Origin of the sequence: Hoylesella buccalis ATCC 35310 (genome assembly GCF_000177075.1) — a bacterium.
GTDB classification, from domain to species: domain Bacteria; phylum Bacteroidota; class Bacteroidia; order Bacteroidales; family Bacteroidaceae; genus Prevotella; species Prevotella buccalis.
Genome location: NZ_ADEG01000078.1, coordinates 1 through 24,484 on the forward strand (window position 1 = coordinate 1; position 24,484 = coordinate 24,484).

The 24,484-nt window shown below is 44.8% G+C and carries 14 protein-coding genes and 4 pseudogenes; 11 read left to right on the forward strand and 7 right to left on the reverse strand.

Features of this window, described 5'->3' with window-relative positions; genetic code table 11:
• Nucleotides 1–646: 646 nt before the first annotated feature.
• The 5 genes from HMPREF0650_RS08185 to HMPREF0650_RS08205 all read left to right on the forward strand — a co-directional run bounded on the left by HMPREF0650_RS08185 (nt 647) and on the right by HMPREF0650_RS08205 (nt 5,048).
• Nucleotides 647–994 carry a helix-turn-helix domain-containing protein gene (locus tag HMPREF0650_RS08185; protein ID WP_040562945.1) on the forward strand — a complete coding sequence of 116 codons (348 nt, stop codon included), beginning with the start codon at nt 647–649 and terminating at the stop codon, nt 992–994.
• A complete protein-coding gene (locus tag HMPREF0650_RS08190; protein WP_004349927.1) occupies nt 985–1,365 on the forward strand; it encodes a MerR family transcriptional regulator in 381 nt (126 codons plus the stop codon). Before HMPREF0650_RS08185 ends, HMPREF0650_RS08190 begins: the two co-directional genes overlap by 10 nt.
• Nucleotides 1,362–3,422 (forward strand): bifunctional DNA primase/helicase, encoded by a 2,061-nt coding sequence (locus HMPREF0650_RS08195; protein WP_004349929.1) that lies wholly within the window; start codon nt 1,362–1,364, stop codon nt 3,420–3,422. The genes HMPREF0650_RS08190 and HMPREF0650_RS08195 overlap by 4 nt, the downstream gene beginning before the upstream one ends.
• Nucleotides 3,410–3,718, forward strand: coding sequence for a helix-turn-helix domain-containing protein (locus HMPREF0650_RS08200; RefSeq protein ID WP_004349930.1), 309 nt, complete (start codon nt 3,410–3,412; stop codon nt 3,716–3,718). The genes HMPREF0650_RS08195 and HMPREF0650_RS08200 overlap by 13 nt, the downstream gene beginning before the upstream one ends.
• 376 nt (nt 3,719–4,094) lie before the next feature.
• Entirely contained in the window at nt 4,095–5,048 is a 954-nt protein-coding gene (locus HMPREF0650_RS08205; RefSeq protein WP_004349931.1) for an Abi family protein, read from the forward strand.
• A gap of 41 nt (nt 5,049–5,089) precedes the next feature.
• On the opposite strand, the pseudogene HMPREF0650_RS08210 reads toward HMPREF0650_RS08205, so the two are convergent.
• Nucleotides 5,090–6,634: pseudogene (locus tag HMPREF0650_RS08210) on the reverse strand (helicase-related protein); the annotation flags it as partial.
• 285 nt (nt 6,635–6,919) lie between these two features.
• On the opposite strand from HMPREF0650_RS08210, the gene HMPREF0650_RS08215 reads away from it, so the two are divergent.
• The 6 genes and pseudogenes from HMPREF0650_RS08215 to HMPREF0650_RS08240 form a co-directional block, all read left to right on the forward strand.
• On the forward strand, nt 6,920–8,140 hold the full coding sequence (locus HMPREF0650_RS08215; RefSeq protein WP_036856581.1) for a site-specific integrase: 1,221 nt from the start codon (nt 6,920–6,922) through the stop codon (nt 8,138–8,140).
• Nucleotides 8,141–8,144: 4 nt separating this feature from the next.
• Nucleotides 8,145–9,416: a site-specific integrase gene (locus HMPREF0650_RS08220; RefSeq protein WP_004349935.1), complete on the forward strand. Its 1,272-nt coding sequence runs from the start codon at nt 8,145–8,147 to the stop codon at nt 9,414–9,416.
• Between the two features lie 592 nt (nt 9,417–10,008).
• A complete protein-coding gene (locus tag HMPREF0650_RS08225) occupies nt 10,009–10,278 on the forward strand; it encodes a helix-turn-helix domain-containing protein (RefSeq protein ID WP_040562944.1) in 270 nt (89 codons plus the stop codon).
• Nucleotides 10,279–10,298: 20 nt separating this feature from the next.
• On the forward strand, nt 10,299–10,607 hold the full coding sequence (locus tag HMPREF0650_RS08230) for a helix-turn-helix domain-containing protein (RefSeq protein ID WP_004349937.1): 309 nt from the start codon (nt 10,299–10,301) through the stop codon (nt 10,605–10,607).
• A gap of 598 nt (nt 10,608–11,205) precedes the next feature.
• The gene (locus HMPREF0650_RS08235) at nt 11,206–11,616 is read left to right on the forward strand and encodes a plasmid mobilization protein (RefSeq protein WP_004349939.1); all 411 of its coding nucleotides are present in this window, start codon (nt 11,206–11,208) and stop codon (nt 11,614–11,616) included.
• Nucleotides 11,616–12,204: pseudogene (locus HMPREF0650_RS08240) on the forward strand (relaxase/mobilization nuclease domain-containing protein); the annotation flags it as partial. The gene HMPREF0650_RS08235 and the pseudogene HMPREF0650_RS08240, both read left to right, overlap by 1 nt.
• Here HMPREF0650_RS08240 and HMPREF0650_RS08245 read toward each other — a convergent pair.
• The 6 genes and pseudogenes from HMPREF0650_RS08245 to HMPREF0650_RS12775 form a co-directional block, all read right to left on the reverse strand.
• Nucleotides 12,192–12,761 (reverse strand): annotated as a pseudogene (locus tag HMPREF0650_RS08245) (hypothetical protein); the annotation flags it as partial. The pseudogenes HMPREF0650_RS08240 and HMPREF0650_RS08245 overlap by 13 nt on opposite strands.
• Entirely contained in the window at nt 12,761–14,686 is a 1,926-nt protein-coding gene (gene tet(Q) / locus HMPREF0650_RS08250) for a tetracycline resistance ribosomal protection protein Tet(Q) (protein WP_004291466.1), read from the reverse strand. The gene tet(Q) and the pseudogene HMPREF0650_RS08245, both read right to left, overlap by 1 nt.
• 883 nt (nt 14,687–15,569) lie before the next feature.
• Nucleotides 15,570–20,336, reverse strand: a complete 4,767-nt coding sequence (locus tag HMPREF0650_RS08255; RefSeq protein WP_004349949.1) for a helicase-like domain-containing protein — start codon at nt 20,334–20,336, stop codon at nt 15,570–15,572.
• A 111-nt stretch (nt 20,337–20,447) separates the two neighbouring features.
• Nucleotides 20,448–22,532: a type IA DNA topoisomerase gene (locus HMPREF0650_RS08260; RefSeq protein ID WP_004349950.1), complete on the reverse strand. Its 2,085-nt coding sequence runs from the start codon at nt 22,530–22,532 to the stop codon at nt 20,448–20,450.
• A gap of 21 nt (nt 22,533–22,553) precedes the next feature.
• A complete protein-coding gene (locus HMPREF0650_RS08265) occupies nt 22,554–23,954 on the reverse strand; it encodes a DUF3945 domain-containing protein (protein ID WP_004349952.1) in 1,401 nt (466 codons plus the stop codon).
• A gap of 302 nt (nt 23,955–24,256) precedes the next feature.
• Nucleotides 24,257–24,454 (reverse strand): annotated as a pseudogene (locus HMPREF0650_RS12775) (IS1380 family transposase); the annotation flags it as partial.
• Nucleotides 24,455–24,484 lie beyond the last annotated feature (30 nt).

Genomic DNA, 24,484 nt, shown 5'->3' on the forward strand with positions numbered 1-24,484 from the left:
TTTGAAAATAAAAAATCCCTAAGGTGTCGTAACTTAGGAATTTAACCAATTACATGATGCGGAAAGAGGGGTTTATGAACCAAACTCTGCTAACTCGTTGTAATTAAATATCCTATCAATTTTGACAAATCGGTAGTGTAGCATTTTTGTAGCAGTATTTTGACCGCTTGATGACTACCATTCTGACTACCTTTTGAAAGCACAACTGCTCTCTTTTCTTCGGTACAAAGGTATATAAAATTGTACTAACCTCCAAATCTTTGTACCATAAATATTTAGAGATTTTACTGCTACACATTCCAGTGCAAGGTGCAAGCCCTTATATATAAGGGGTCTTGCACCTTGCACTGGGTCATAACAGATTTGCTCCTTGTTGTACTTTTATAATCTCAACCCAGATGAAATCTGACAGTTTTTATAACCGATATAGGTTTATTGTACCATCACAATTTATTATAGGTACAATATACATTATATAAAATATTGACTTCTTTTTTTAGAAGTATTTCTGTTGTTTTATCCTTTATTTCTATGCTTCCGCTACTGATTATGGATTTTGCGCTATCTGCAAGACATATTGCATAGATTGCAAAAAGTTGCATGTGGCGGGTTGCTCTTGCGGTAGTGTTTTAATAACTTTATGGTTATGAAAAAAATATTGGAATTTCTTAGAAATGAGAGATTGAACAAATGTCTGAAACAAGCGTATCTAGCTGAAAAGTTGGGAGTTGACGAAAGTACAATATCCCGATGGGAATCTGGACAGACAGCAATGACATTCCTCCAAATAGAGAACTATGCGTCTGTTTTGGAGATAGATGTTTATGAGATGTTTGCACATCTCGCAAGCAATGGACAAGATCTTCTCAGACCTATTGCAGAAGTACACGTTGAGGTGTATACAAAAGAAGCCTACAACTCTCTTATGCAATACCTTGCGAATTCTGGGATGGATATAACAATTAAAAGCACCAAGTTGAAAAGATGGAAATAATAGCAATAGAAAGCCAAGCCTATCAAGAACTGATAGACAAGCTCAACCGAATAGAGCAGTATGTTGAGCGCACTTCTCATCTTATCCAAGATATAGATGACGAGCTGGAGATGACAACCAAAGACCTTATCGGGGCTCTGAATGTTTCAGAGTCCACCCTTTATCGCTGGCGCAAGAAACAGTTGGTACGGTATCGCTACACGGAGGGTGGCGATGTACGCTACTTCTTCAAGTCTATCGTGATAGCCACGAAATGTAACCGGCTCCGCGTATCAGGTATGAGAAACGACGAGGTTCTTGGTCGGCTCAACCGTTTCAAGGACAATCTCATCATGAGTTCATGTCTTAACCCTAAAAACCGACAATTATGATAGAAAAGGAACAGATTCTTTTGCTAACACAAGGAGGTCTGAATGTGTTTTCCCATTTCCTCGGCTTTGAGGTAAACCTTCATCGCAACTTCCGAAGCCCTTTCTATGACGATAGGCGGGCTTCCTGCCATATCTACTACGACAGGAAAACTTCTTCTTACAAATTCTATGATCATGGCGATACCACTTATTCAGGGGATTGCTTCTGGTTTGTGGCAACCATGCGTGGATTAGACCTAAAAACCGATTTTCCCGAAGTTTTGAAAGTCATCATCCAAGAACTTGGACTACATTCTTTGTATGGCGGTGAGGAGTATTACAGACATGCCGCACCAACTTATAAAAGTCCGGTTATCTCAGGCCCTAAGACTGACATTACCAAGAATACCGAAGAACGTCCATATAGTTTTGAGATACAGCCTTTTGACGATGGATTGCTGAACTATTGGGGGCATTATGGCATCCATGAAGATACACTCCGGCGCTTTCGGGTACGGAGTCTTAAACGCTATGAAAGTGTATCTACCGAAGGTAAGAAGTTTGAACTTTATGGCTCACCTACGGAACCGATGTTTGCCTATATCGGAAATGGCTATGTCAAGATATACCGACCTCACAGTCCAAAAATCCGCTTTCTCTATGGTGGGCGGATGCCAGCCACCTATTGTTTCGGCATGGAGCAGATCCCCACAAAAGGCGACATGCTCTTCATTACAGGTGGGGAAAAGGATGTGCTCTCATTGTATGCACACGGCTTTAATGCCATCTGCTTCAACAGTGAAACGGCACAGATACCGACAAGTATCATTAAAAGCCTTCAGCTTCGTTTTAGGCATATAATACTTTTGTATGATGCGGATGAAACAGGTGTACGGGAGGCACATAAACAGTCTGAACATCTGGCGGAATACAAGGTCTTGAACCTTTCACTTCCGCTCTGTGGCACGAAGTCCGAAAAAGACATTTCAGATTTCTTTGCCTTGGGCAACGGGGCAAAGGAACTGAAAGAGTTGCTTGCCAAGATGTTCTCAGACCTATATAGCCAAACTATGATGATGTTACGTTCCTGTGAAATTGACTATGAGAATCCACCGGACATTTCCAAATCGGTCGTGGCTGTGAATGGCGTTCCGTTGGGAACGCAGGACAATCTGTTCTGCATTACCGGAGGTGAGGGGACAGGCAAGAGCAATTATGTCGGAGCCGTCCTTGCCGGAGCGTTGGGAGAAGAACGGCTGCCGATAGAGAAAACATTGGGATTGGAGATTACCGCCAACCCCAAAGGCTTGGCAGTCCTGCACTATGACACGGAACAGTCCGAGGCACAGCTGCACAAGAACTTGGGTAAGACATTGCGTAGGGCTTCTTTGACGGCAGTACCGGAGTTTTGCCATTCCCTATATCTTGCCTCTCTGTCCCGCAAGGACAGGCTGAAGCTTATCCGCGAGAGTATGGACTTGTTCCATCACAGGCATGGAGGTATCCACCTCGTGGTGATTGACGGAATAGCCGACTTGATACGTTCTGCCAACGATGAAACGGAAAGTATAGCCATTGTGGATGAACTTTACCGCTTGGCAGGGATTTATAATACCTGCATTATCTGCGTGCTGCACTTCGTACCGAATGGCATCAAACTTCGTGGGCACATCGGTTCGGAACTTCAACGAAAGGCGGCAGGAATACTCTCCATTGAGAAAGACGACAATCCCGAATACTCTGTGGTAAAGGCGTTGAAAGTCCGTGACGGAAGTCCGTTGGACGTTCCGATGATGCTTTTCGGCTGGGACAAGGCTGAGGACATGCACGTCTATCGTGGCGAGAAGTCTAAAGAGGACAAGGAAAAGCGCAAGACTGATGAACTCATTGCTGTTGTCAAAGAAGCCTTCCGAAATTCTTTCAAGCTCACTTATCAGGAACTTTGTGAGGTTCTGATGCGCGAAATGGAAATCAAGGACAGAACTGCAAAGAAATACATCGCCTATATGAAAGAACAACGTATCTTGGCACAAGATACCAATGGTAACTATCAAAAAGGAGAACTATGTCGTACTTAGAACATCATACAGAAGATATATGGCAGAAACGATTGTTTGATAAGTTGATGACAGTCGAGGATAAACTCGACCGCCTACTTGTCCTGCAAGACCAATCTGTCGATACAACTGTCCGTCCACCTTTGAAACCCGAATACTTGGATATCATTGATGTATCTAAGATTCTCAGAGTGGAGCAAAAGACTGTTTACAACTGGGTTTGGGCTGGGAAAATCCCCTATCTCAAGGCTAACGGTCGATTGCTTTTCCTTCGGGAAGAGATAGATGAAATGGTACGGAAGCGAGATGGTTGGTAATTGATTTCCTGATTAGATTATTTTTGTTGTGTAAATGCAAGTGTTTACACAACAAAATAATTACCTTTGCAAGTAAAAAGTTGGTCGCGGATTTACCGCTCACAAAGATAACAGTACTCGCTTATTTCTTTGATAAGGAATTTACCATATATTGTTTGAAACTATTGAACCGATAAAGATAGCGTTGCGGACAAAAATTATTTGTAATTTCTACATTTGATGCTACTTTTAATGGAAAATTCATCGCTTGCTATGATTTTTTTCGGCATTTTCCTTGCGCATTCAAAAAAAAGCAGTAATTTTGCAGCCAATATGACCTCCCACGCTTCTCATCAGAACAGCGCACCCGGGGAGGTCTTCGAGTTTATATACGGTTATGAGGTACGAAAAGAAGCCCATAGACACATCTGAGCAGGTTAAAAAACTATGCGATCGAGGACTTAATATTGGAGACGAAAAACTTGCATCCCAATATCTTTATAACATAAGTTATTATAGATTACGAGCATACACATACCCTTTTCAAAATAACGGGGAAGGTGCTAATCACGAATTTCTGAGAAAGGACATTTCTTTTCAAGATGTGATAGACCTTTATTGTTTTGATAGGCGTTTACGCTCTTTAATCTTCAATGCCATTGAAAAAATCGAGGTGGCATTAAGAACAAGAATCGCCTTAACTTATTCCGTTGATGAAAATGACGCCTTTTGGTTTCTCAATCATAAGTTATACTTTCAACACGATAAGTTTATCGCATTGACACGCAACGAGATTATAGATGATAAACCTGTTGTAGGGGATTTAATGAAAGAGGTCAAGCGAAGTAATGAAGAATTTATAGCTCATTATTATCAAAAGTATAGCGAACCTGCTTTTCCGCCAGCGTGGATGACCTTAGAGGTTGTTTCTATGGGAACATTGAGTAAGTTGTTCTTTGCTTTGGACAAGAATAATCCTTCTAGTAAAACAATTTGCAGAGATTTGGGACTATACAATGTCGATATTCTGAAGAATTGGATGCACGGTTTATCGTCTTTACGCAATACTTGTGCCCATCATAGTCGTGTATGGAATCGCCGCTTTACAATAGGCTTGAAGTTTCCTTATAGAACGAATTATCCTTTCTTGTCAAAGCAAGAAGCTGCAACGATAAGGGACAATAAGTTGTTTGCCTACTTATCTGTAATTTTGTATTTGCTGCAAATAATCAGTCCTGACAGCTCATTTAGAAAGAGTTTGCTCACTTTATTGGAAAAATCTCCCAAATTGGTAGTTTTGAAAGACATGGGCTTTCCTGAAAAATGGAGAGAATACTCTTTGTGGAAATAATATAATACGATGGTGTATCAATTATGACACACCATCGCTATTTATCTCAGTCTGGATTTTACAATATATCCCTTACTTTCCTCTTGTTTGTTTCTATTATTCATAGAACTTGAATAAATTACCCCCTCGTCTTCCTTTTTAGTATTTGGGCTATTACTACTATTTTGTCTTAAATACTCGGGCTGGTCATTTTCGTTTGATTTTTCATTTTCTTCATTTGGTTCGTTCAATGTAAGTGCAATTTTTCTGTCAAGTTCTGCTGCCTCGCCTTTGAGTGAGCGAAGCTCGTCCTCTTTCTTCCAAAAACTGTTGGCAATGTTGGTGTAAATGTCTTTGTTGGCCACGACCTTTGCCATTTCCTTCTCATGCGACTCTATCACCTTTGGAATACGCTCCAAGGCATTAATGAAGTTCTGACACGCAAGTTTCGGGTCTGTTGCCAACTTACCATTATTATAGGTATAGTAGATACTCTCCTGCCCTTTCACAAAGAAGCGGTTCACCGAACAGTCGAACAAGTCCTTGGAAGTACTCTCTGTCTTGACCATAATGGAGAAACCATAGATTTCGCCAATTTTGTTGTACTCTCCTTTGGTGCGAGCTTTTTCGTCTATTTCCTGTAAACGTGCAGCAATAGTCTTGATGTCAGTACAGTCTTCCACACCTTTGATTGTCAGTTTATTTATAGGTATACCTTCATCATCATGCTCCACACGCTTCTCAAAGAGAGCTAAATCAGACTGTGCCTCCTTGATTTTATCCGTATGGAAGGACACGGAGCTGTCAATCTCTGCCAACTTGCCCGTTGCGGCATCACGCTCACGGAGAAAGTTCTTGCGTTCTGATTCCAAGGTGGTGATCTTCTTATCCAATCTTGCTTTCTCTAAAAGGTCGGTATTGCCTGAAAGCACTGCTACGTATTCTGAGAAGTTCATGCCGCTGTCCTCATCCATCGAACCCTCATCGATGGTGCGACTGCCAAGTGTGTTTGTCTTTAGCTGATTAATGAAGAGCTGCTTGTTATGTAGCAGGTTGAACTTGTAGCTATCCAAGGAACGTTCCACGGCATAGATAATCACATCAACTTTGTTATCCGCAAATTCCTTGGCGATAAGGTTTCCCTTTCGCACAGCTCGTCCGTTGCGTTGCTCCAAGTCTGAAGGTCGCCAAGGCGTGTCCAAATGATGGACCGCAACGGCACGTTGCTGGGCATTCACACCAGTACCCAACATAGAAGTAGAGCCGAAAATGATGCGGATGTCACCCCGATTCATGGCATCCACCATTGCTTTCTTTGCCTTCTCGTTCTTGCACTCCTGAATGAAGCGTATCTCGTAGGACGGGATATGATAGTCTTCTACCAGCTTACGCTTGATTTCCGAATAGACATTGAAGTCTCCACCGGGCTTATAAGTACCTAAATCAGAGAAAACAAACTGTGTCCCTTTCTGTGCGTCGAACTTTAGGTAATAGTCATTGAGCATCTTGGCACAGTGACTTGCCTTGTTGTCGATATGGTCTGAGTAAACATTTTCATCAATCATGCGTAAATCAAGGCTCATCTTGCGGGCATAATCGGCAGTTAAGAATTAAGGGAAATAGCGGGATATGCAATGGATGTAACTATTTGGAATAGTATCATTTAGGCTTTCTTGCTATTTTGAGGGTAAGCGAAAACGAGCATAAAACGGCAGGAGTTCCGTTACCAAATCGTAACCCATCGAAGAAAGAGCAAAGAGGGGTTACGAATTGAAGCTAAACAACTGCTCCACAGTTTTTTATTCATCATCTTTCATCGTTCTGCATCGCTCAGAAGCACCTGTTTCACTGTACCTTTGCAAGCAAAGGGAATTGAGAAAAACGACAGAAAAATGAAAGAAAACAAACTGAAAGTATCATTCTTCATTCAGGCAAGACGAACCAACAAGAAAGGACTTGTGCCTATCATCGGGCGCATCTCCGTAGGCAGAACCCATTCGGGGTTCTCCACCAAGTGTAAGACTCCGCTCGCCCTATGGGATAGCCGTAAGCAACGACTCACTGGCAAGAGTGCTATGGCGGTGTCCGTCAATCAGAAACTCGGTGAATGCACCGCACTCATCCACGCACGCTTTCACGAACTCAGTGAAAGAGAAGAATCCTTTACCGCCACCGATGTGAGGGATGCTTATCAGGGGCAAATCCACCGTCAAGCCCTGCTTTTGCAGAGTTTTGAGGAATATCTCAGACAGACAAAGGAACGCATAGGCATTGATAGAGCCTTGAAGACATTCAAGCTCCGTACCTATCAGCTATCCCTGCTCCGTGAGTATCTGCAGAAGAAGTATAAAGTAAGCGACATTCCCCTTTCACAATTAGACAAAGCCTTTATTGAGGGTTTCGAGTACTACCTCTCCATTGACCGAAAACTGAAACGTAGCAGCGTGTCAAGTGCTCTATCCACCTTGAAGAGCATCGTCCGCATGGCGGTGAAGAAAGGCGTGCTGGACTTCTACCCGTTCTTGGGCTACAGTTATGAACGTCCCAAAGGTGAGCCGAGAAGCATCTCACAAGACCAGCTGCAACGCATCATTGACTTGGAGATAGAATGGGAGAACTACCGTATTGTCCGTGATTTGTTCGTATTCTCCTGCTTTTCAGGCTTGGCAATCTCAGACGTGCGCAATCTCAGAGAGGAAAACATTGTCTTGGAAGAAGGTGAACTCTGCATCAAGGGCAAGCGAATGAAAACCAAGACCCCGTATCGTGTACAGGTGCTTCCACCTGCTTGGGCGATAATGGAGCGGTACAGAGGTAAGCGTGCTGGTTTTGTCTTTGATGTACCGACTAACGACATCATCCACAACGGCATGCACTACATACAGAGAAGTATCGGTATGAAAAGCCCGCTAACCTTTCACATGGCTCGCCACACCTTTGCATCGCTCATCACGCTCTCAGCAGGAGTGCCTATTGAAACGGTGAGCCGTATGCTCGGACACACCAACCTGAGAACTACACAAGTATATGCAGCTGTTTCCTCCGAGAGAATCCATCGAGAGATGCAAAAAGTGCAGCAACGCATACAAGATACATTCACCTTGAAGCTTTGATATTATGGCACGAAGTACATTCAAAACACTATTCTATATCAATCGGTCCAAAGAGAAGAAGAACGGCAAATGTCCGATTATGGGGCGCATCACTATAGACGGAAAGCAGGTGCAATACAGCACGGGCAAGGAGATTGCTCCCGAACTTTGGGATAGTCGTAAGGGAAGATGCAAGGGAACGGGCGAAGAGATAAAGGAAATCAACCGCTATCTCCAAGCCAAAGAGGAACAAGCCAAAGCGAAGTATCAAGAATTAGTCTGGCAGCGTGGCTATATCACAGCCGAGCTACTGAAATGTGAACTCATGGAAGAGGACAAGCCCAAAGGTTTTCTTTTGGAGGAAGCCCGACTTTTTATTGAAGAAAAGCATCCCTGTGTGGAGGTAACGGTTGCCAAGCCGACCTTTGCCAACTACATCTATGCCACACAACTCATAGAGGCTTATCTGCGTGAACGATTGGGTCTGGAGGATATTCGCTACTCCCAATTGGATTATGGCTTTATCGAAGGTATGGACTTCTATCTCAAATCTGAGCGCAGCCTTTCCCTTGCCACTATTCAGATTGTGGTCATCTTCCTAAGAAAGCTCATCGGCATTGGGCAGCAAAAGAAGTATATCCGCATCGACCCCTTTGTGGACTATAAGGCAGAACTGCCACATCGCACACGCAGGTATCTCACTACGGAGGAATTGCAGAGGGTTCTGCAAACACCCATCATTGACAGGCAGTTCGAACGGGCAAGGCAGCTCTTTCTTTTCTGTGCCTTTACTGGTCTGGCACGTGTGGACATGCAACGGCTCAGGCTAAAGCATATCATCCGTAATGCAGACGGCACGGAGGAAATCCGTATCAAAAGGCAGAAAACGGACGTAGAAGCTATCATTCCACTTTTGCCTATTGCCAAGCAAATCCTTTCACTCTATATCAAAGACAAGAAAGTAGACGACTTGATATTCCCTAACCTAACCACCCGCAAGGCGTCTTTAGCTTGTGTGAACATTGGTCAGATATGCCGAATAGAGAAAGGTTTGACCTTTCATATGGCTCGCCATACATTTTCAACCACAATTTGCCTATCCAACGGGATCTCAATGGAAACGCTCAGCAAGATGCTCGGACACAGCAATATTGACACAACACAAATCTACGGGAAGATAACCGATCACAAGATACAAGAGGATATGACTGCACTCACTGACAGAGAGCATTCTGCCTTTGAGGGTTATTGTGAGTCAATAGCACAGCAAGATAAAACGCAATCTGAACCTTTATAGGTGAACTTTCCTCAAAGACCTGAAGCCGTAATCGGTCGGGCAAAGGTATGGCGGTTGCCTTGATTGCTTGCAAGGTCAAGTCCTGCGGATGGAGTGAAAAATCTCCACCGCAGGGCTTTTCTCTGTACTTTGGGACTATCATACTTGCAAAAACTCGATTGTTAGTGCGGTCGTATTTTTCGCTCCAACCTTGCAGCAATAGGCTAACCGCCAAAAGAATAAGCCCGAACGAATACGGCATACTCAGGCTCTTTGGACGCAAGAAGCGACAAAACAAATACTCCACCAATCAATCAAGCCAAAGAGTGTGCTCTCGCTCTGACAATTGAGAGAGAGGTCGAAGCAATCGAACACTCGAGAGTGATCTGATTTTATTTTCGCTAGTACGGAACGAACCAGCGCCTCATCTCATTACCGCAATAGCCTAGGCTTTTGTATTCACCATTTCCCTTGTTTCCTAACTATTTCCTTATTCTTCCTCACTCTTTCTTTTTCCGCTTTAGAGGGGTTACTTTTGCATCCGACAAGAAGGGCAATCGACAGAAAAACTGCTCGTTTGCTGAGTATTAACAACGTAATCAACAACAATGCAATGAAACTTATCATCATCGACCGCAAGGCATGGGAGCAGCACTGCTCCTCCTTTGCAGATTTCATCCACCGTATCGAACGGCTTATCGGGTGTCCTCCCGAAACGGAAGAATGGCTTGACAATGAAGCCGTATGCCGTAGGCTCGGAATCAGCAAGCGCACCCTGCAACACTATCGGGATACGGGTAAAATACCGTTCTCTATGGTCGGGCATAAGTGCTACTATAAAGAGAGCGACATCACTGAGATACTGAATGCTCAGAAAGACTGAACCCAAGCACCTAATGAACTATGTCAGAGAACGAAATTATTACACAGCAAGACCCTCAAATGCAGATGTTTGCACAACTTATGGAGGGTGTCTTGAAGAAGCTGGAGCGTTATTGCGCTACTGCACGTCCTATGTTGGGCGGAGAGGTTTACCTTACAAGTGAGGAAGTCTGCAAGCTGTTACGTCTGAGCAGTCGCACGCTCCAAGAGTACCGAGACAGTGGAACAATAGCTTATCACAAAATCGGAGGCAAGATACTCTACAAACAGAGCGATATACAAGCTATGCTTGAAAGGTGCTATAATCCTATATATAAGAGAAATAAGTAATTGAACAGCGGGGTAAAAGAAGTGAGTTGAGATATGGTTTAGCGGATACTCATTTGAACTCGGGTGCGCTGACGTCAGGGGCATACAATCTCTCGGGGAGTGTCAATTCTTCCATCGGACTGCGTGCTTTTGTCCCTCTTTGGGGATGATTGACTTCATCGGTGCGTTTTCAGCGTTTAATCTGAGCTTACAAATACCTACGGTCAAATGAGTAAGCCATAGGGGATTTCGGTTAAGAGTTGGGTAAGTCAAGATTTGGTCTGGTCAAGAAGTGGGTTTTAACTCAAGTCAAAATTGACCAAAGTCAAAATTGAGTTGAGTCAAAATTGAGTTGAGTCAAAACCTAACTCTTGAGCTAAGTCAATTTTGAGTTGAGTCAAAACTGAGCCAAGTCAAAACTGAGTCAAATCTTAACCAGATTCAAAACTTAGCTCAGAAAGTCAAAAGCTAATTTCCAATCGCCCCTAAGTGGGTGGCATCAATTCTTGATATTGGCAAGGTGTGTCTTTGTAACACAAACCGCAGTTTGTAGCACAAAGACCCTTGCCCCGAAGGGGAGATGAATTACTCCAAAGTCGTAATTAGAAAACAAATAGATATGGATAAGAAAGAGGAGCATCGTTCTGAACGAAAAGCGGCAGAAAAACCTCGCTGGGACAACTGGCATGTACGCTTGCCTGACCCGAAAGACCAGCGACGGGCGATTGAGTTGTTCCATAAATCAGGGGCGGAAACGAAGTCCGACTTCGTGCGGGCAAGGATATTGGGAGAGCATTTCAAGGTGATAACGGTAGATAAGTCTGCCGTGGAGTACTATCGTAAGCTCTCCGAATTGACTGCCCAGATACATAAGATAGGCGTGCTGTATAACCAAGCTGTACGAGCCATCAACAGCTATCATAGCGTGAAGACAGCTCAGATACTGCTTGAGAAACTGGAGCAACTATCAGCTCAGATTATTGCTTTGCAGGAGCAGGCTGTCTCTCTGACCATTGATTACCGCAAGTAATGATTGCCAAGATTTCAGCAACGGAGAACCTCGGAGGTGCACTCGGCTACAACTTCAAGAAGGTGAATAAGAAGGAAGCGACACTTCTGCTGGCACATGGCTTGTACCAAAACAGAGCGGGCGAATATACGATGTCGGAGGTGCTTGCAGATATGCAGGCATTGATACCCGAAAAGTGTCGAACAAAGAAAACGGTCTTCCATTGCTCGCTCAATCCCCATCCAGACGAGAAGCTGTCCGATGAAACGCTCTCGCAGATAGCTAAGGAGTATATGGAGGCTCTAGGCTATGGCAAGCAACCCTACATTGTGTTTGTTCAAGCACAATGATATCGCCCGTGAGCATATCCACATCGTATCGCTAAGGGTAGACGGTGATGGTCGAAAGATCAATGATAAGTTTGAAGGTAGACGAAGCAAGAAAATTACGGATGCGCTGGAGAAAAAGTACCATCTAATTCCCAGCACAGAGATTACAGATAAATAGCTACAAGAGCTCTCAAAGGTGGATATGGCAAAAGGAAATATCAAAGAGCAGGTAGCATCTATAGCTCGTTCTGTTCTGAAGCATTACCGCTTCTGTTCGCTGATTACGTTTCTATTGACCGAATGAAGGATAGTGGTTGATACTGCTGGAGTTACTTCCTTTTTTTTGCCGAATATGCCTAAGAAACCTTTTCGTTTTGGCTTTTTGGACTGTTCCTGCACACTTTTCTGTACAATAACCGGAATTTGATTGGCTATCTTCTTGTTAATAGATTGTTGTTCATCCATTAACCGGACTATCTGGAACATCTGTCGTTCCTTATCCTCTAAAAGACTGCGCACACTATCGATGCGCTCTGCTGGATAGGTGGCCTTGAAACGGCAGAGCATACTGTCCATTGCCATACGCCGTGCATGGTAATGCTCGATATCTTTATCGTTCCATTCCAGTATTGTTTCACCCAATAGAGAAAATTTTATCATTTGAATATTGATATTGTTTATTTCTTTTCGGAGCTCGTCTATTTTTTTATTGCCAAGTTCTAATGCTTCTATCTCCTGCCATTCATAGAGGCTATTATATGCCATACATCCGATAAGAATGGAGATAAGTATATATCCCAACCGTATTGCCTTATAGAAATTTCCTGACCGCTCCATTATTTTAATGACATTGATTTTTGGAACATGAATAAAAGTTTATCTTTTTCGTTCATGCGGATATTATCAGAATAACCGTCTTTTGTTATTTGATACCCACATGGCTTAACCATAAAAATGCCTAAGCCCTTAGTGTACGAACTTACTTCTGAGGCATAGTCTTTACTTGTATTTAATGGAACTTTCCCTTTAATATGACACCACTCATTATTACAACTGATGTCTTCAATCTCAGACATCAGTTTTTGCAAATCTGTAATAGCTTTGGAACTCGCTACTTGGGGTATCTGCAACTCAAAACAGAGCATCGGTTCGAGAATGTCCACACCTGACTGTTGCAAAGCCAGCCTGAAGACATAAGGGGTCAGCTGTCTGAAATCAGCAGGTGTACTTACCGGGCTATAATACTCGGCTTGAGTAAAAGTTACTTTCAGATCTGTCACTTCCCATCCATGTAAACCAGATTGGCAAGACATACGAATCCCTTCAAAAACGGCATTTTGAAAAGAATGGTTCAGATAACCATAGGAGATGTCACTTTCGATTTGCAACCCTGCCCCTAACGGTAAGGGTTCAAGAGTCAGCCCTATTGTGGCCCAGTAAGGGTTGGGTGGTACTTCGATCTGAATAATCTTATTGACCTTTTTTATAGGTCGTTCTTTGTAGATAGTCTTGATCTCATCAAAATGGACCTTTACGGAAAATCGTTCTTCCAGCAATGTCTGTATGATTTCCTTTTGGGTCAAACCATATAACGAGATTTCCAATTCATCACTATATGAGTTTATGGAAAAGGACAAAGACGGGTCTTCAATCCACAATGTATTCAGAGCGGATATCACCTTGCTTCTCTCTTCGGGCTTATTTGGCCGGACGGAGGATTTGAGAGCGGGATGCTGATGAGATAATCCTTGAATCAAACAAGGTTTAGCACCTAAATAATCTCCGATTCGAAAATCTTCTATATCTTCTACAATCGCGATATCATTGGCACCCACTTCATCAACATTTATCTCTCTGCCCTGATAAATAGTCTTTAGATTTTTAATCTTGATGAATTTTTCCGAATCGTTGATTCTTACAACGTCTCGAAGTCTCAGACTTCCGTCAATTATTTTAAGAAAACTTCTTTTATGCCCTTTGGGGTCATGCTCTATCTTATAGAGATAAGCTGAAAGTCTGTTTGAGACTGATGCCGGAGGAAGTATAAAAGAAGAAATGGCGTCCAACAACTCATTGATACCGATATTGAACATTGCTGATCCATGTAGCACCGGATAGACTTTGGCTTTTGCCACAAGAGCGATTATCGTATTCCAATAATCAGCCGGTGAAATTTCGCTATCCGCCAAATATCGTTCTAATATATCGTCGTCATGGTTGCATACAAATTCTTTGTATTCTTCCTTTATATATGTTTGGGAGCAAACCGGATAAACCGATCCATCGACAACAGTTTGCATAAACAGGACATCTTGCGACAGATTTGTTTTTATATCCATATACAAACGCTCCAAATTCACACCGGCACGGTCAATCTTATTGATAAATATAATTGTCGGGATTTGCAGCTTTTGTAAAGTACTGAACAGCAACTTTGTCTGCGCTTGTATGCCTTCCTTTGCGGATAAGATGAGGACTGCTCCATCAAGCATTTTGAATGTCCGCTCCACTTCCGCAATAAAATCCATGTGTCCCGGAGTGTCAATGATATTGCATTTCACTCCATTCCAGATAATAGATGTCGTAGAAGCCCGGACAGTAATTCCTCTACGTTTCTCTATATCCATAGAGTCCGTTATGGTGTCACCATTATCCACACGGCCGCACTTTTCCGTTGCTCCACTGGCAAACAGCAGATTCTCGGTTACGGAAGTTTTTCCTGCATCAATGTGAGCAAGAATTCCTAAATTTATAATATTCATTTGGATTAAGCAATAATATACTACAGTAGATGCATTGTCGAAACGCACCTTTTAATACCTCCTCGTAGCATATGAGAACTACAGGATTACTAACTCGTATTAATATGTATATTATTACTGCCGCATAACGATTACAAAATTACACAAAAAAATATATCTAACAAAAGTGGGAGGATTTTTTAACTTTTTACCATAGACATTTTATTAGGGAAGCGTAGGTTCAACTGGCAAGTACAAATAAGTAGAAATGTTTGAACAACACCGTTTTAGGAAGTTGAAAAATCAAGTTTCTCTCTCGGTATAGCGTTTATTTTGGCCAATATCTTCTTTAGTTTAGCATTTGTGTATTTCCCATTCGTGTTCTATTTAGCTCCTTATTATGAGTATGTAGCAAGTTACTTATCAAATTCAGCCTCTTTGATAAGCTGATGTGTACTTTTTAATTGCTTTCCCATGTCACAAATATAGTTCATATTTGTGACATGGCAAAATGTTAAGCAACCCGCTCTTGCCTCGGCACCTTCCAGTGTCAAGTGCAACACAGTTACAAATGTAGGGAAAAAACTTCGTAGGGAGTTAGCTCATTCCATTTAAATCTTTTGACCCACCTCTGGAACTACCTCCAAGGGAGGGTACTTTTGTACGCTTCGTTTTGCGCTTACTACTGGAAATCGCACTTGACGTTCATAGTTTTACCCTTTTTATGCAGTGAAATTTGAATCTATGAACTCGAAATCTAGCATACCATCTTGAGTAGATTTTATATCTTTGCAGATATTGAATAGAGAGTTCTTTGAAGCACTGCAGAATGAAGATAGGAAAAGAAACTTGCTCGTTTCCAACTCGTAACCCTTTTGCCCTACACTCTTTCCTGCTCTATTGATTATCTGAAAGATACAAGTTTCTTGAACCTTTTGCGGGCGTAGTCTGTTGCTATCAGCATCTTTGCCCTTTCCTCGCTCTCACTCAGAGGTGCTCGCCCCAAAAGCGTGGCATCGCCACTCTTGGCAAACTCCATCAGCTTGCCGATAAAAACTTCCTGCTCGGGTGTCGGTGGTATGTTATGCAGTATCTCATTCTTCTCCGGGCGGTCGATACCTATATCCTTGGCTGTACGAAAATCGCAAATCTCCGCATAGAACGAGGCAAGTTCGGGTACCTTGATGAAGGTTCTGAAACGTTCCTTCTGAATAATCTCATTCGTGATGGAAAACTCATAGTCGGTAGATTTCTTGGCAAATACCGCTGCCCATGCGTCAAAACTGTTGATGCCCTGCTTTTCCAAGGCTTGCGGGCGCAAGTATTTGAATAAAAGATAAAGTTCGGTCAAACTATTGGAAATGGTCGTTCCCGAAAGGAATGTCGCCCCCAGATCCTTGCCCGACCGCTCCTGTATGGTGCGTATGGCAAAGAGCATATTGAGCGCACGCTGTGAACCATCAGGATTGCCCAAGCCCGACACTCTATCGTGGCGAGTGTTGAACATCAGGTTCTTGAATTGATGACTTTCATCTACAAAAAGGTGGTCAATGCCCATCATCTTGAAGTCCACGGCATCGTCCTTGCGCTCGGCTATACTATCTTGAATGCCCTGCAACTTGACTTCCAAGGTCTGCTTTCGTTTCTCCAAACCTTTGAGCATGGCACGGGAAATGTCCGCTCCCTGCATACGGAGCACTTCAAGGTTTTCTTCCACTGAGTCTTTCTCTTTCTGTAAGATTGCCTCCTGTATCTCCAATGCCTGCGGTATCATGCCGAACTGCTCATGCGTTAAGATAATACAGTCCCAATCGTTGTTCTTGATGTCATTAAAGATGCGCTGGCGATTTTGCTTACTGAAGTCGTTCTTTCCCGGATAGAGTATCTTGGCATTGGGATAAGCCTTTCGAAAAGTATCAGCAATATCGAATACATTTGCTTTGAGTCCGATAATCATAGGCTTGTTTGCCAATCCTAATCGCTTCATTTCGTAGGCAGCGGTACACATAATAAGCGTCTTGCCTGCTCCCACCTCATGGTCGCAGATACCTCCGCCATTGGTTTTGAGCATCCATACGGCATCCTTCTGACTCTTGTAAAGGTCATCAATACCCAATCGTTTGAGGTCAAGGTCGGGAAAGGTCTGGTGCGTACCGTCAAAGTTGGGTCGCACAAAGCAGTTGAAAAGACGGTTGTAACGGTCAGAGAGTTGTTGCTTGAACGTGTCTGGTGTGCGTCCGAGCCAATCGACAAAGCCCTGCCTGATTTCCTCAATCTTGGCATTTGCCATCTGGATGGCATGTCCGTCCCTTACTTTGATGGTCTTGGTTTCTCCCGTAACCTTGTCCGTCACCTCCTTGCTCTTGTTGATGTCGGGAATGGTATTGTGTAGGGCATGCTTCAGGAGATTGATGCCGTCATAGCGGCGGAACTCACCTTGTACGGCATACTTGTGCCAGATATTGGCATTCTTTCGGTCACATACAATGCTGTACTCGTCCATGTTGGAATGGTAGGACACGCCAATATCCGTCCCGAAAAACTCTGAAGCGAACCTGCCATAGACTTTGGCAGGTATCCAGCGTTCACCGAGATTGAAGTCAAGGTCTGCAAATGGAATGGGTGTTGGCGTGGCTGCACGCAAGGCAGCAAGGCTCTGTTTTGCCTCTTCGTGTTCGGGATGGTCCAAGAGCCACGACTCGATACGCTCCGCCTTTTCTATCACGTTGCCTGAAATGAACTTGTCGGCAACCTCATAGCTGTCTTCTTCGGGATTAAAGAAGATGCGCCCCTCCAAGGCGGAAAGCATATCACTCTCTTCCATACCGGGAAGCAGGGAGCTCATATAATCAAGTTCCACCGTACCGTACTTGTTGAGTGATGCGCCCAATGCCTCCATCGGGTCTGCGGCAATGGAAAGCTCGGAGGTGGAGAAAGCCGTCGGATGGTCGAAGATATCCGCCTTGATGTACTTGCCGTTCTCGGAGCGTTCCAAAAACAACATCTCCACTCCGGTGGCATCCATCTTAATAATATCGGTGTTTGCCTTCTGGTTAAAGCATCCCCAACGACCCACATAGCTGTCATAAAGCCGGTTGAGTTTCTCACGCTCTTCCTTGTCCTCCGCTTGGTTGTTCGCCTCATAATCATAGAGTCGGTGATAACTCTCCCTAATCTCAATGTATGCTTTCAGCCGTGAGAGCTGGGCAAAGGGCAAGTCCATCGGGTTGAAGGTGGGATGCCGTTTCAAGTCAGAGAGAAAACCGACCTGTCCTTTCTGCACGACAATAGAGCCGTCCCTCAGATGAGAGTCGGGCGATGAGAGAAAGGGACGCGGTGAAGCGTCAAACTCTTTCTTGACTTCTGCTATGGGCTGTGGCTTGCGAGGCTCGGCTTCCTCCATAAAGTCAAAGAGCGAGGGCTCTCTGACGGGAGCAGCTGCCGTTTTCTTGTTTCTGCGGGGACTGCTTGGTGTACTTCTTGTCGGTTTAGGTTGCCTGCTCGCAGAAAGCGGTTGGTTATTGCTAACCTTCTTTTGTTGAGCAGCCTCCTTGATTTCATTATTTACACGGGCTACATCTTGTGTCCAAAGACTATACTCTTCTGGGGCAAACAAGAGTTGCTCCGTTGTTTCTGTTTCGATGGTGCTGTCCATAATCGGATGATGGTCTTCATCAAAGAATACCGTCTGTCCGTTCATTTCACGTGGGGCTTCCACGTCCGTGCGAATTTCACGGCTTGCCTGCTCATATTGTCTTTGAAGGGTGATTACGGGGACACCTTCGGGAGCAGGTTCGTTTTCAGGCTCTATTGTTGGAAGTACCTGTGCAGCTTGTGCTTCTTTTTTTGTCTCTGTCTCGTCTCCTACTTCATCTCCCACTATCTTATTACCTTCTTCGACCTTCTCTTGGGGCTGAGTATCTTCCTGTACGGGTCTCAGAACTTCCTGACTTCTTTCTTCCTTGACTTCCTCAATGATGGGTTCTTTGGTGTATTGTCCTCTGACGATCTCTTCCAATTCTGCAATCTCGTGTAATTTTGTGGGCTTGAAATATAAGTCCCGCTCAATACCCAAGCCTTTGACCTTTACTTCCTCCATTTCTTTAAGGGACATATACCCAAGTTCCCAGCCGTAGCCCATTGTTACGGCACCAAAACCGATGCGTTCTTTGGGGTCGTATTCCAGCATATAAGCGGTATAGGCTCCCATAGGAAAGAAATAGCGAGCGTATGCTGTGCGGTCGCCAATGAGCTGTTTTTCCGTTGCATAGAGCTTGGGAAGTTGCTTCTTGGTGCTGTCGGGCATCAAATTGTAGGCATTTTCTTCTTCTTTTTCATCTTCCTTGTCCTCTTTCTTTTCCTCCTTATCCTTGATTTCCTGTTCTTGAGGTATTCCTTCCGTTTTTATGTTTTCTTGTACTTTTTGCACCATCTTGTCCATGTGTACCTGCCATTCCTCCTCGGTCATGGGTATGCCGGTTTCATAGAGTTTACGATCGAAACGCTGCTCTACTTCCAAAGAGAGCTGTGTACGCAGGCTGTCAGCCATATCCTCGATACTGCCGTCAAACGTATATTCCCAAGCGGGCTTGCCGTAAGGGTCTGTACCCATCGTGCGGTCTGTGGCAATCGTGCGGTGGGAAATATCCTTCCATTCGCCCTCGAAGAGGGAGTTATGATTGAACGCAATGGAAAAGCCGTCGCCTTTGGGGACAGAGGCGGTTTGTACAAACTGCTGCTCGATGCCCTCACCAATTTCCTTGCCACTCTGCTTTTGCAGCACAATGAGGTCGCTACCTATATCCGTACCTGCGTTCTCGGAGAACATACCCGAAGGCAAACGGATAGCGGAGATAAGTCGGCTGTTCTGCATGAGGTAACGGCGGATGGCTTCATTCTTGGGGCTGTCCAATACACCCTGCGAGGTAATAAATGCAAGAAGTCCGCCCTCTTTGATAGTGTCCAGCCCTTTCACAAAGAAATAATTGTGAATGGTTCTGGTGGATTCCCGTTTAAGGATATTCTCCCCCTTGCTATAACTACGGTCATAAACCATAAAGTCGCCAAAGGGGATGTTGCTGGTGATAAGGTCGTACTTGTCCTTGTCTTCCAGTTCTCCGATGGCTTCAAAGGGTTCTTGCCGAACAAAGATATTGTCCTTGCCGTAAGGATGAAGGGCTTGTGTGATGCGTGCCGTCAGCAGGTCTTTTTCCATAGCATCGACCATACCGGCACTTTTGGCAAAGGTTTCGGTAAAGGCTCCCATACCTGCGGAAGGGTCCAGGCACCTTCTTACTTGCACGTCGGTGGCACTAAGGGCATCGGCAATGGCGGAGACGATACGGGTGTCGGTATAGAAGGAAGTCAATACGCTTGCCTTGATGCTTTCCCAATAGCGTTTGGCGGTATTGGCATCGACGGCATCACGGTAAATCATCTGTTTGAGTCTTTGGGTAGGCTTGAACAGGTTTTGCTCCGATGCATTCCAATAGCGGAGGTCGTCTGGATTGTCACAACGGTTCAATACGCATTTCAGACCACCGAAACCTTGATAACCTCTGAGCAGGACTTTCTCGGCTTCGGTGGCTTCACGGCGTTCTTTCTCTAATCGGAGGATTACACGGAGGGCTTCCGTGTTGCCCTCCAAGACAGCTTTCTTATTGTATGCCATAGTTTTTCTGTTTTAAGATGGAGAGAGAATATTAGTCGGGAGGTCATTTCTGACGTATAGTTCTTTTTACTATCTCCCAACTAATTTATTTCCTCTCCGAGCCTGTGATAACTATCTCCCTCGTACTTTGCCTTTCTTGCCTTCAAACTCAAAGGAGGTGGTATGGTCTTCGCCCAGAACAAGGCGTGCGTTGAACTTTTTGCCAGCCTTACTCGTCAATCCTTTGAGGATGGGCGTTCGCCCGGTGGTTATCAGATCACGGATATTGTCTTCGGAAAGGAACGTGCCGCAGATTTCACGGAAGATGTGGAAGTCGCAGCCTTCGTGCCTGCATTTGGCAATCTTGGCATAGATGCCCACACTCTCGTTGCCGCATTTAGGACAGTGGTAGGCGGGATAGGACTTCTGCATCGGTGGAGCAAGGGCGAGGAGTTCCTCGCAAATCGTCTCCACATAGGAGTTGATGCCTTGCGCGAACTTCTCGGGCGGCATCTGTCCTGCCTCTATGGCGGCAAGGGTCAGTTCCCACGAGCCTGTCATCTCTGCATTGGCAATTCGTTTGTCCTTGACAATCTCATAGACAGCCAAGCCTTTCTCTGTCGGGACTACCGTTTTCTTTTCTCTTTGGATATAGTCTCGCAGGATAAGTGTTTCGATGATATTGGCTCGGGTGGCAGGTGTACCGATACCGCATTCTGCCATTGCTCTTTTACTTTCTGCATCTGAAACTTCTTTACCAGCATTCTCCATAGCGGAAAGCAAAGTGGCTTCTGTATAGAGCGGCTTTGGCTTGGTCTTGTACTCGGTAATCTCTGAAGAAAGCAGTGGTAATAGCTCGTTTTCTGTCAAATTGGGCAACACGGACAAGGTCTGTTCTTCATCCTCCTTGCCTTTTTCATCGTTCGTGCCAATTCCTTGCTGCACGGCTTTCCAGCCCAAGGAGATACTTCGGCACGCCTTCCAAATGAAGGTGTTTGTACCGTCGGTCAGTTCCACCTGCATACGCTCCTCCTCTGAATCGGGAGAGAAGGCTTCGATGAAACGATGGACTACCATTTGGTAGATGGTCGTTTCTTCTGCCGATAGTCCCGATGGAGTTTCACCCGTAGGGATGATGGCATGGTGGTCGGTTACCTTGCCGTTGTCCACCGAGTGGCGATTGAGCGGTGTCGGAAGTGCAGTGCCTATCTTGCTTAGTAAGGCGGGTACTTCCTCGAAAACATCTTCGCTGATGTATCGGCTGCCGGTGCGGGGATAGGTCGTGATTTTCTTCTCATAGAGGCTCTGCGCTATTGAGAGGGTCTTATCTGCTGAAAAGCCGTGCTTTCGGTTGGCTTCCTTCTGTAGGGCAGTGAGGTCGTACAAGAGGGGTGGCGACGTATGTCCCACCTTTTTTGCGACCGAAGTCACGGTAAGCCGGCTCTGTTCGCGAAGTATGGCGAGAGCGGACTGTGCATCGGCTTCATTCTCGAATGCACTACTGCTCACGGCTTTCAGCGATATGCCCTCTTTCTCTCCTGCTACGGAGAGTTTCCAATAGGGGACGGAAGAAAAATCACGATTTTCTATATACCGACGGCAGACCATAGCAAGGGTTGGGGTCTGTACCCGTCCCAAAGAGTAACCGCCTTTGCGAGCGATGGACAGGGCACGGCTGGCATTGATGCCCACAAGCCAGTCGGCTTCGCTTCTTGCCTTGGCGGAGTGATAGAGATTGTCATACGCGCCTCCTGCCTTGAGATGGGCAAGTCCCTCACGAATAGCTTTGTCCGTGAGTGAGGAAATCCAAAGTCTGTCAAAGGATTTTGTGCAGCCAAGAAACGCATAAATCCAGCGGAAGATAAGTTCTCCTTCACGCCCGGCATCTGTTGCCGCGATGATGCGGTCTGCCTTGTCAAAGCAAACTCGAATGGCTTTGAGTTGTTTTAATGCGGCAGAATCAGGAACATACTCTTTATCTTTGCGTACCTGACGCACGATTAACTCAAATGGATTGGGACGGATGGGCAGGTCTTCGGCTTTATAGGCAGCAAAACCGTAGGCTTCGGGCATGGCAAGGGTGATGAGATGTCCCATCGCCCATGTTACCACATAACCGCTACCTTCCAAAAATCCGTCTTGTCTGGTATTAGCTCCTACTATACGGGCTATATCTCTGGCTACCGAGGGCTTCTCGGCAATAATACAAGTAATCATAGTTGGGTTTGGTTTTAAGGGTTACATCTTGCGTCCACGGCGCTGCTGTTTCTTCTCGTCCTGTTTCTGCTTTTGGGCGGCAGTGGGCTGTGTCTGCCCGGACTTTAACGGCTCGTTCACGTTCTTGGTGGCTTCGTTGGTCTTGCCTTGATTGTTCACGGCAATCTGTGTTTTGTGTTCTTCGGCTACGGCTACCACCTTTTCCTTGCCGGTCTCCTGCTTCTTGTCAGGATTCCACTTGTAAAAGCGGGGGCGGTTCTGTTCCTTGTCCATCTTGACGTAGGCATTAAAAGGTTGCCCTTCCTTGTCCACCATATTTTTCAGATAAAGCGTGCGACCGCTGTCTAATGCTTCACGCTGCTTGTCGGAGAGTTCCAAGCCACACAGTCTGTGTGGTGCGCCTTGTTGCTGGGAGTGCTGCTGTCGCTCCTTCAAGCCTTGTCTATTATCGAAGACAAATTCGATGCCTTTCTTCTCGGCATTGACTTGCAGAGTGGCATTGAAGGACTTACCACTCTTGGCGGTCATTCCTTCCACTTTCACGGCTTTGCCCTCTACAAGGCCTTTGTACTGCGCATCAGAAAGTGTAACACCCTTGATTTCTTTTGGAATGTTCACACGGTCGGCACGCAGGGCAATAAGTTCATTGGTCTGTGGGTCTATGGAAACGTATGCGGCAAATGGCTCACCATTCTTGGGCGTAATCTCGATGGTCTTGCCAAGGTTGCCCGTTGCAAGGAGTTGTTCTTTCTCTTCGGGAGAGAACTTGTGTCCCATATAGGGGAAGTCGAGCTGTGGCTCTTTACGGAGTGGGTGAACTGCCAAGCCGATGTTGCCCTCGCCATCGGTACGAAATGCCAGACGGGCATCGGTATAGATGGTGGTATCGCCCATAGGAATGGCGATGGTTACGAGATTGCTCTTCTGCCAGTTGAGCATTTTTGCCAACTCTCCGCTCTGCTCCAATCGCTCACGGGTAAGACCGAGGATGTCGAGCTGCTTCCAGTCAATCTTCGACTCGTCAATAGCGGTGGCGTTCTTCTGTTTGGGTAGGAAGTCCTCAAAGCGCACCTGACTGTAAGCCAACTGCTGCTTGTTCTCAGGTTTTTCACGGTTCTGAAGCATGGTGTGGAGAGATGCCACTCCTTGCTCCACATTGTTAGCCACTACCTTGTAGAGTCCGAAACGAGACGGCTCGTTGAACTGTTTGAGGAAATTGGTCATGAAGTTCTTCAGCAGACCATCCTTGTTGTTGAACTTCAAAAAGGCTGCCTGATGTAAGTCCTTGGGCTCCGAGGTCTTGAGGTTACCCTTCTCGTCAATGCCCGATACAACGGAAAGTTTTCCTGCTTCATTCTCGTTCTTCACTTCCGTGCGGTCTTCCAAGACCAGCACATAGTTGTCATTGTTGTTCGATTCCATAAATCATTGTTTTTAAGATGAATAAATCATTATCGAACAGCAAAAATATAGCAATATATATGAGAAAACTATTTTTTAGGAATAACGGGTGAACAAGGGAATAAAAATGAAATTAAATTTGTATGTACCGTTTAGTTTTAAGATACATAGTAATAAAAGTTCAGGATATTCTCGTATAAACAAAAATCTCAATAGCCAGGATAGACTATTGGGAGAAATATTAGAAAATACATTTATCAATTATATCTTGGCTGATACCTTCTTTCTTGAGCCTTTCAGCAATTATTGATTTCAGATTTTTACTCAATACATGAACCACCACAGAAGTAGATACTCATGAGAGAACGGATGATTTCGCTGTACTGATAACCGAACGATCTACACCTTAGACCGAGGGTTGAGTCGATTACAGATGATAATGTGGAGTCAAATTGCTCCATGATTGAAAATAATCCCCCAAAAGGAGTGAGTCTCTCAGATTTAATTTGTATCTTTGCCATGTCTATCGTCGGATTCTCTTGTTTTTTTAC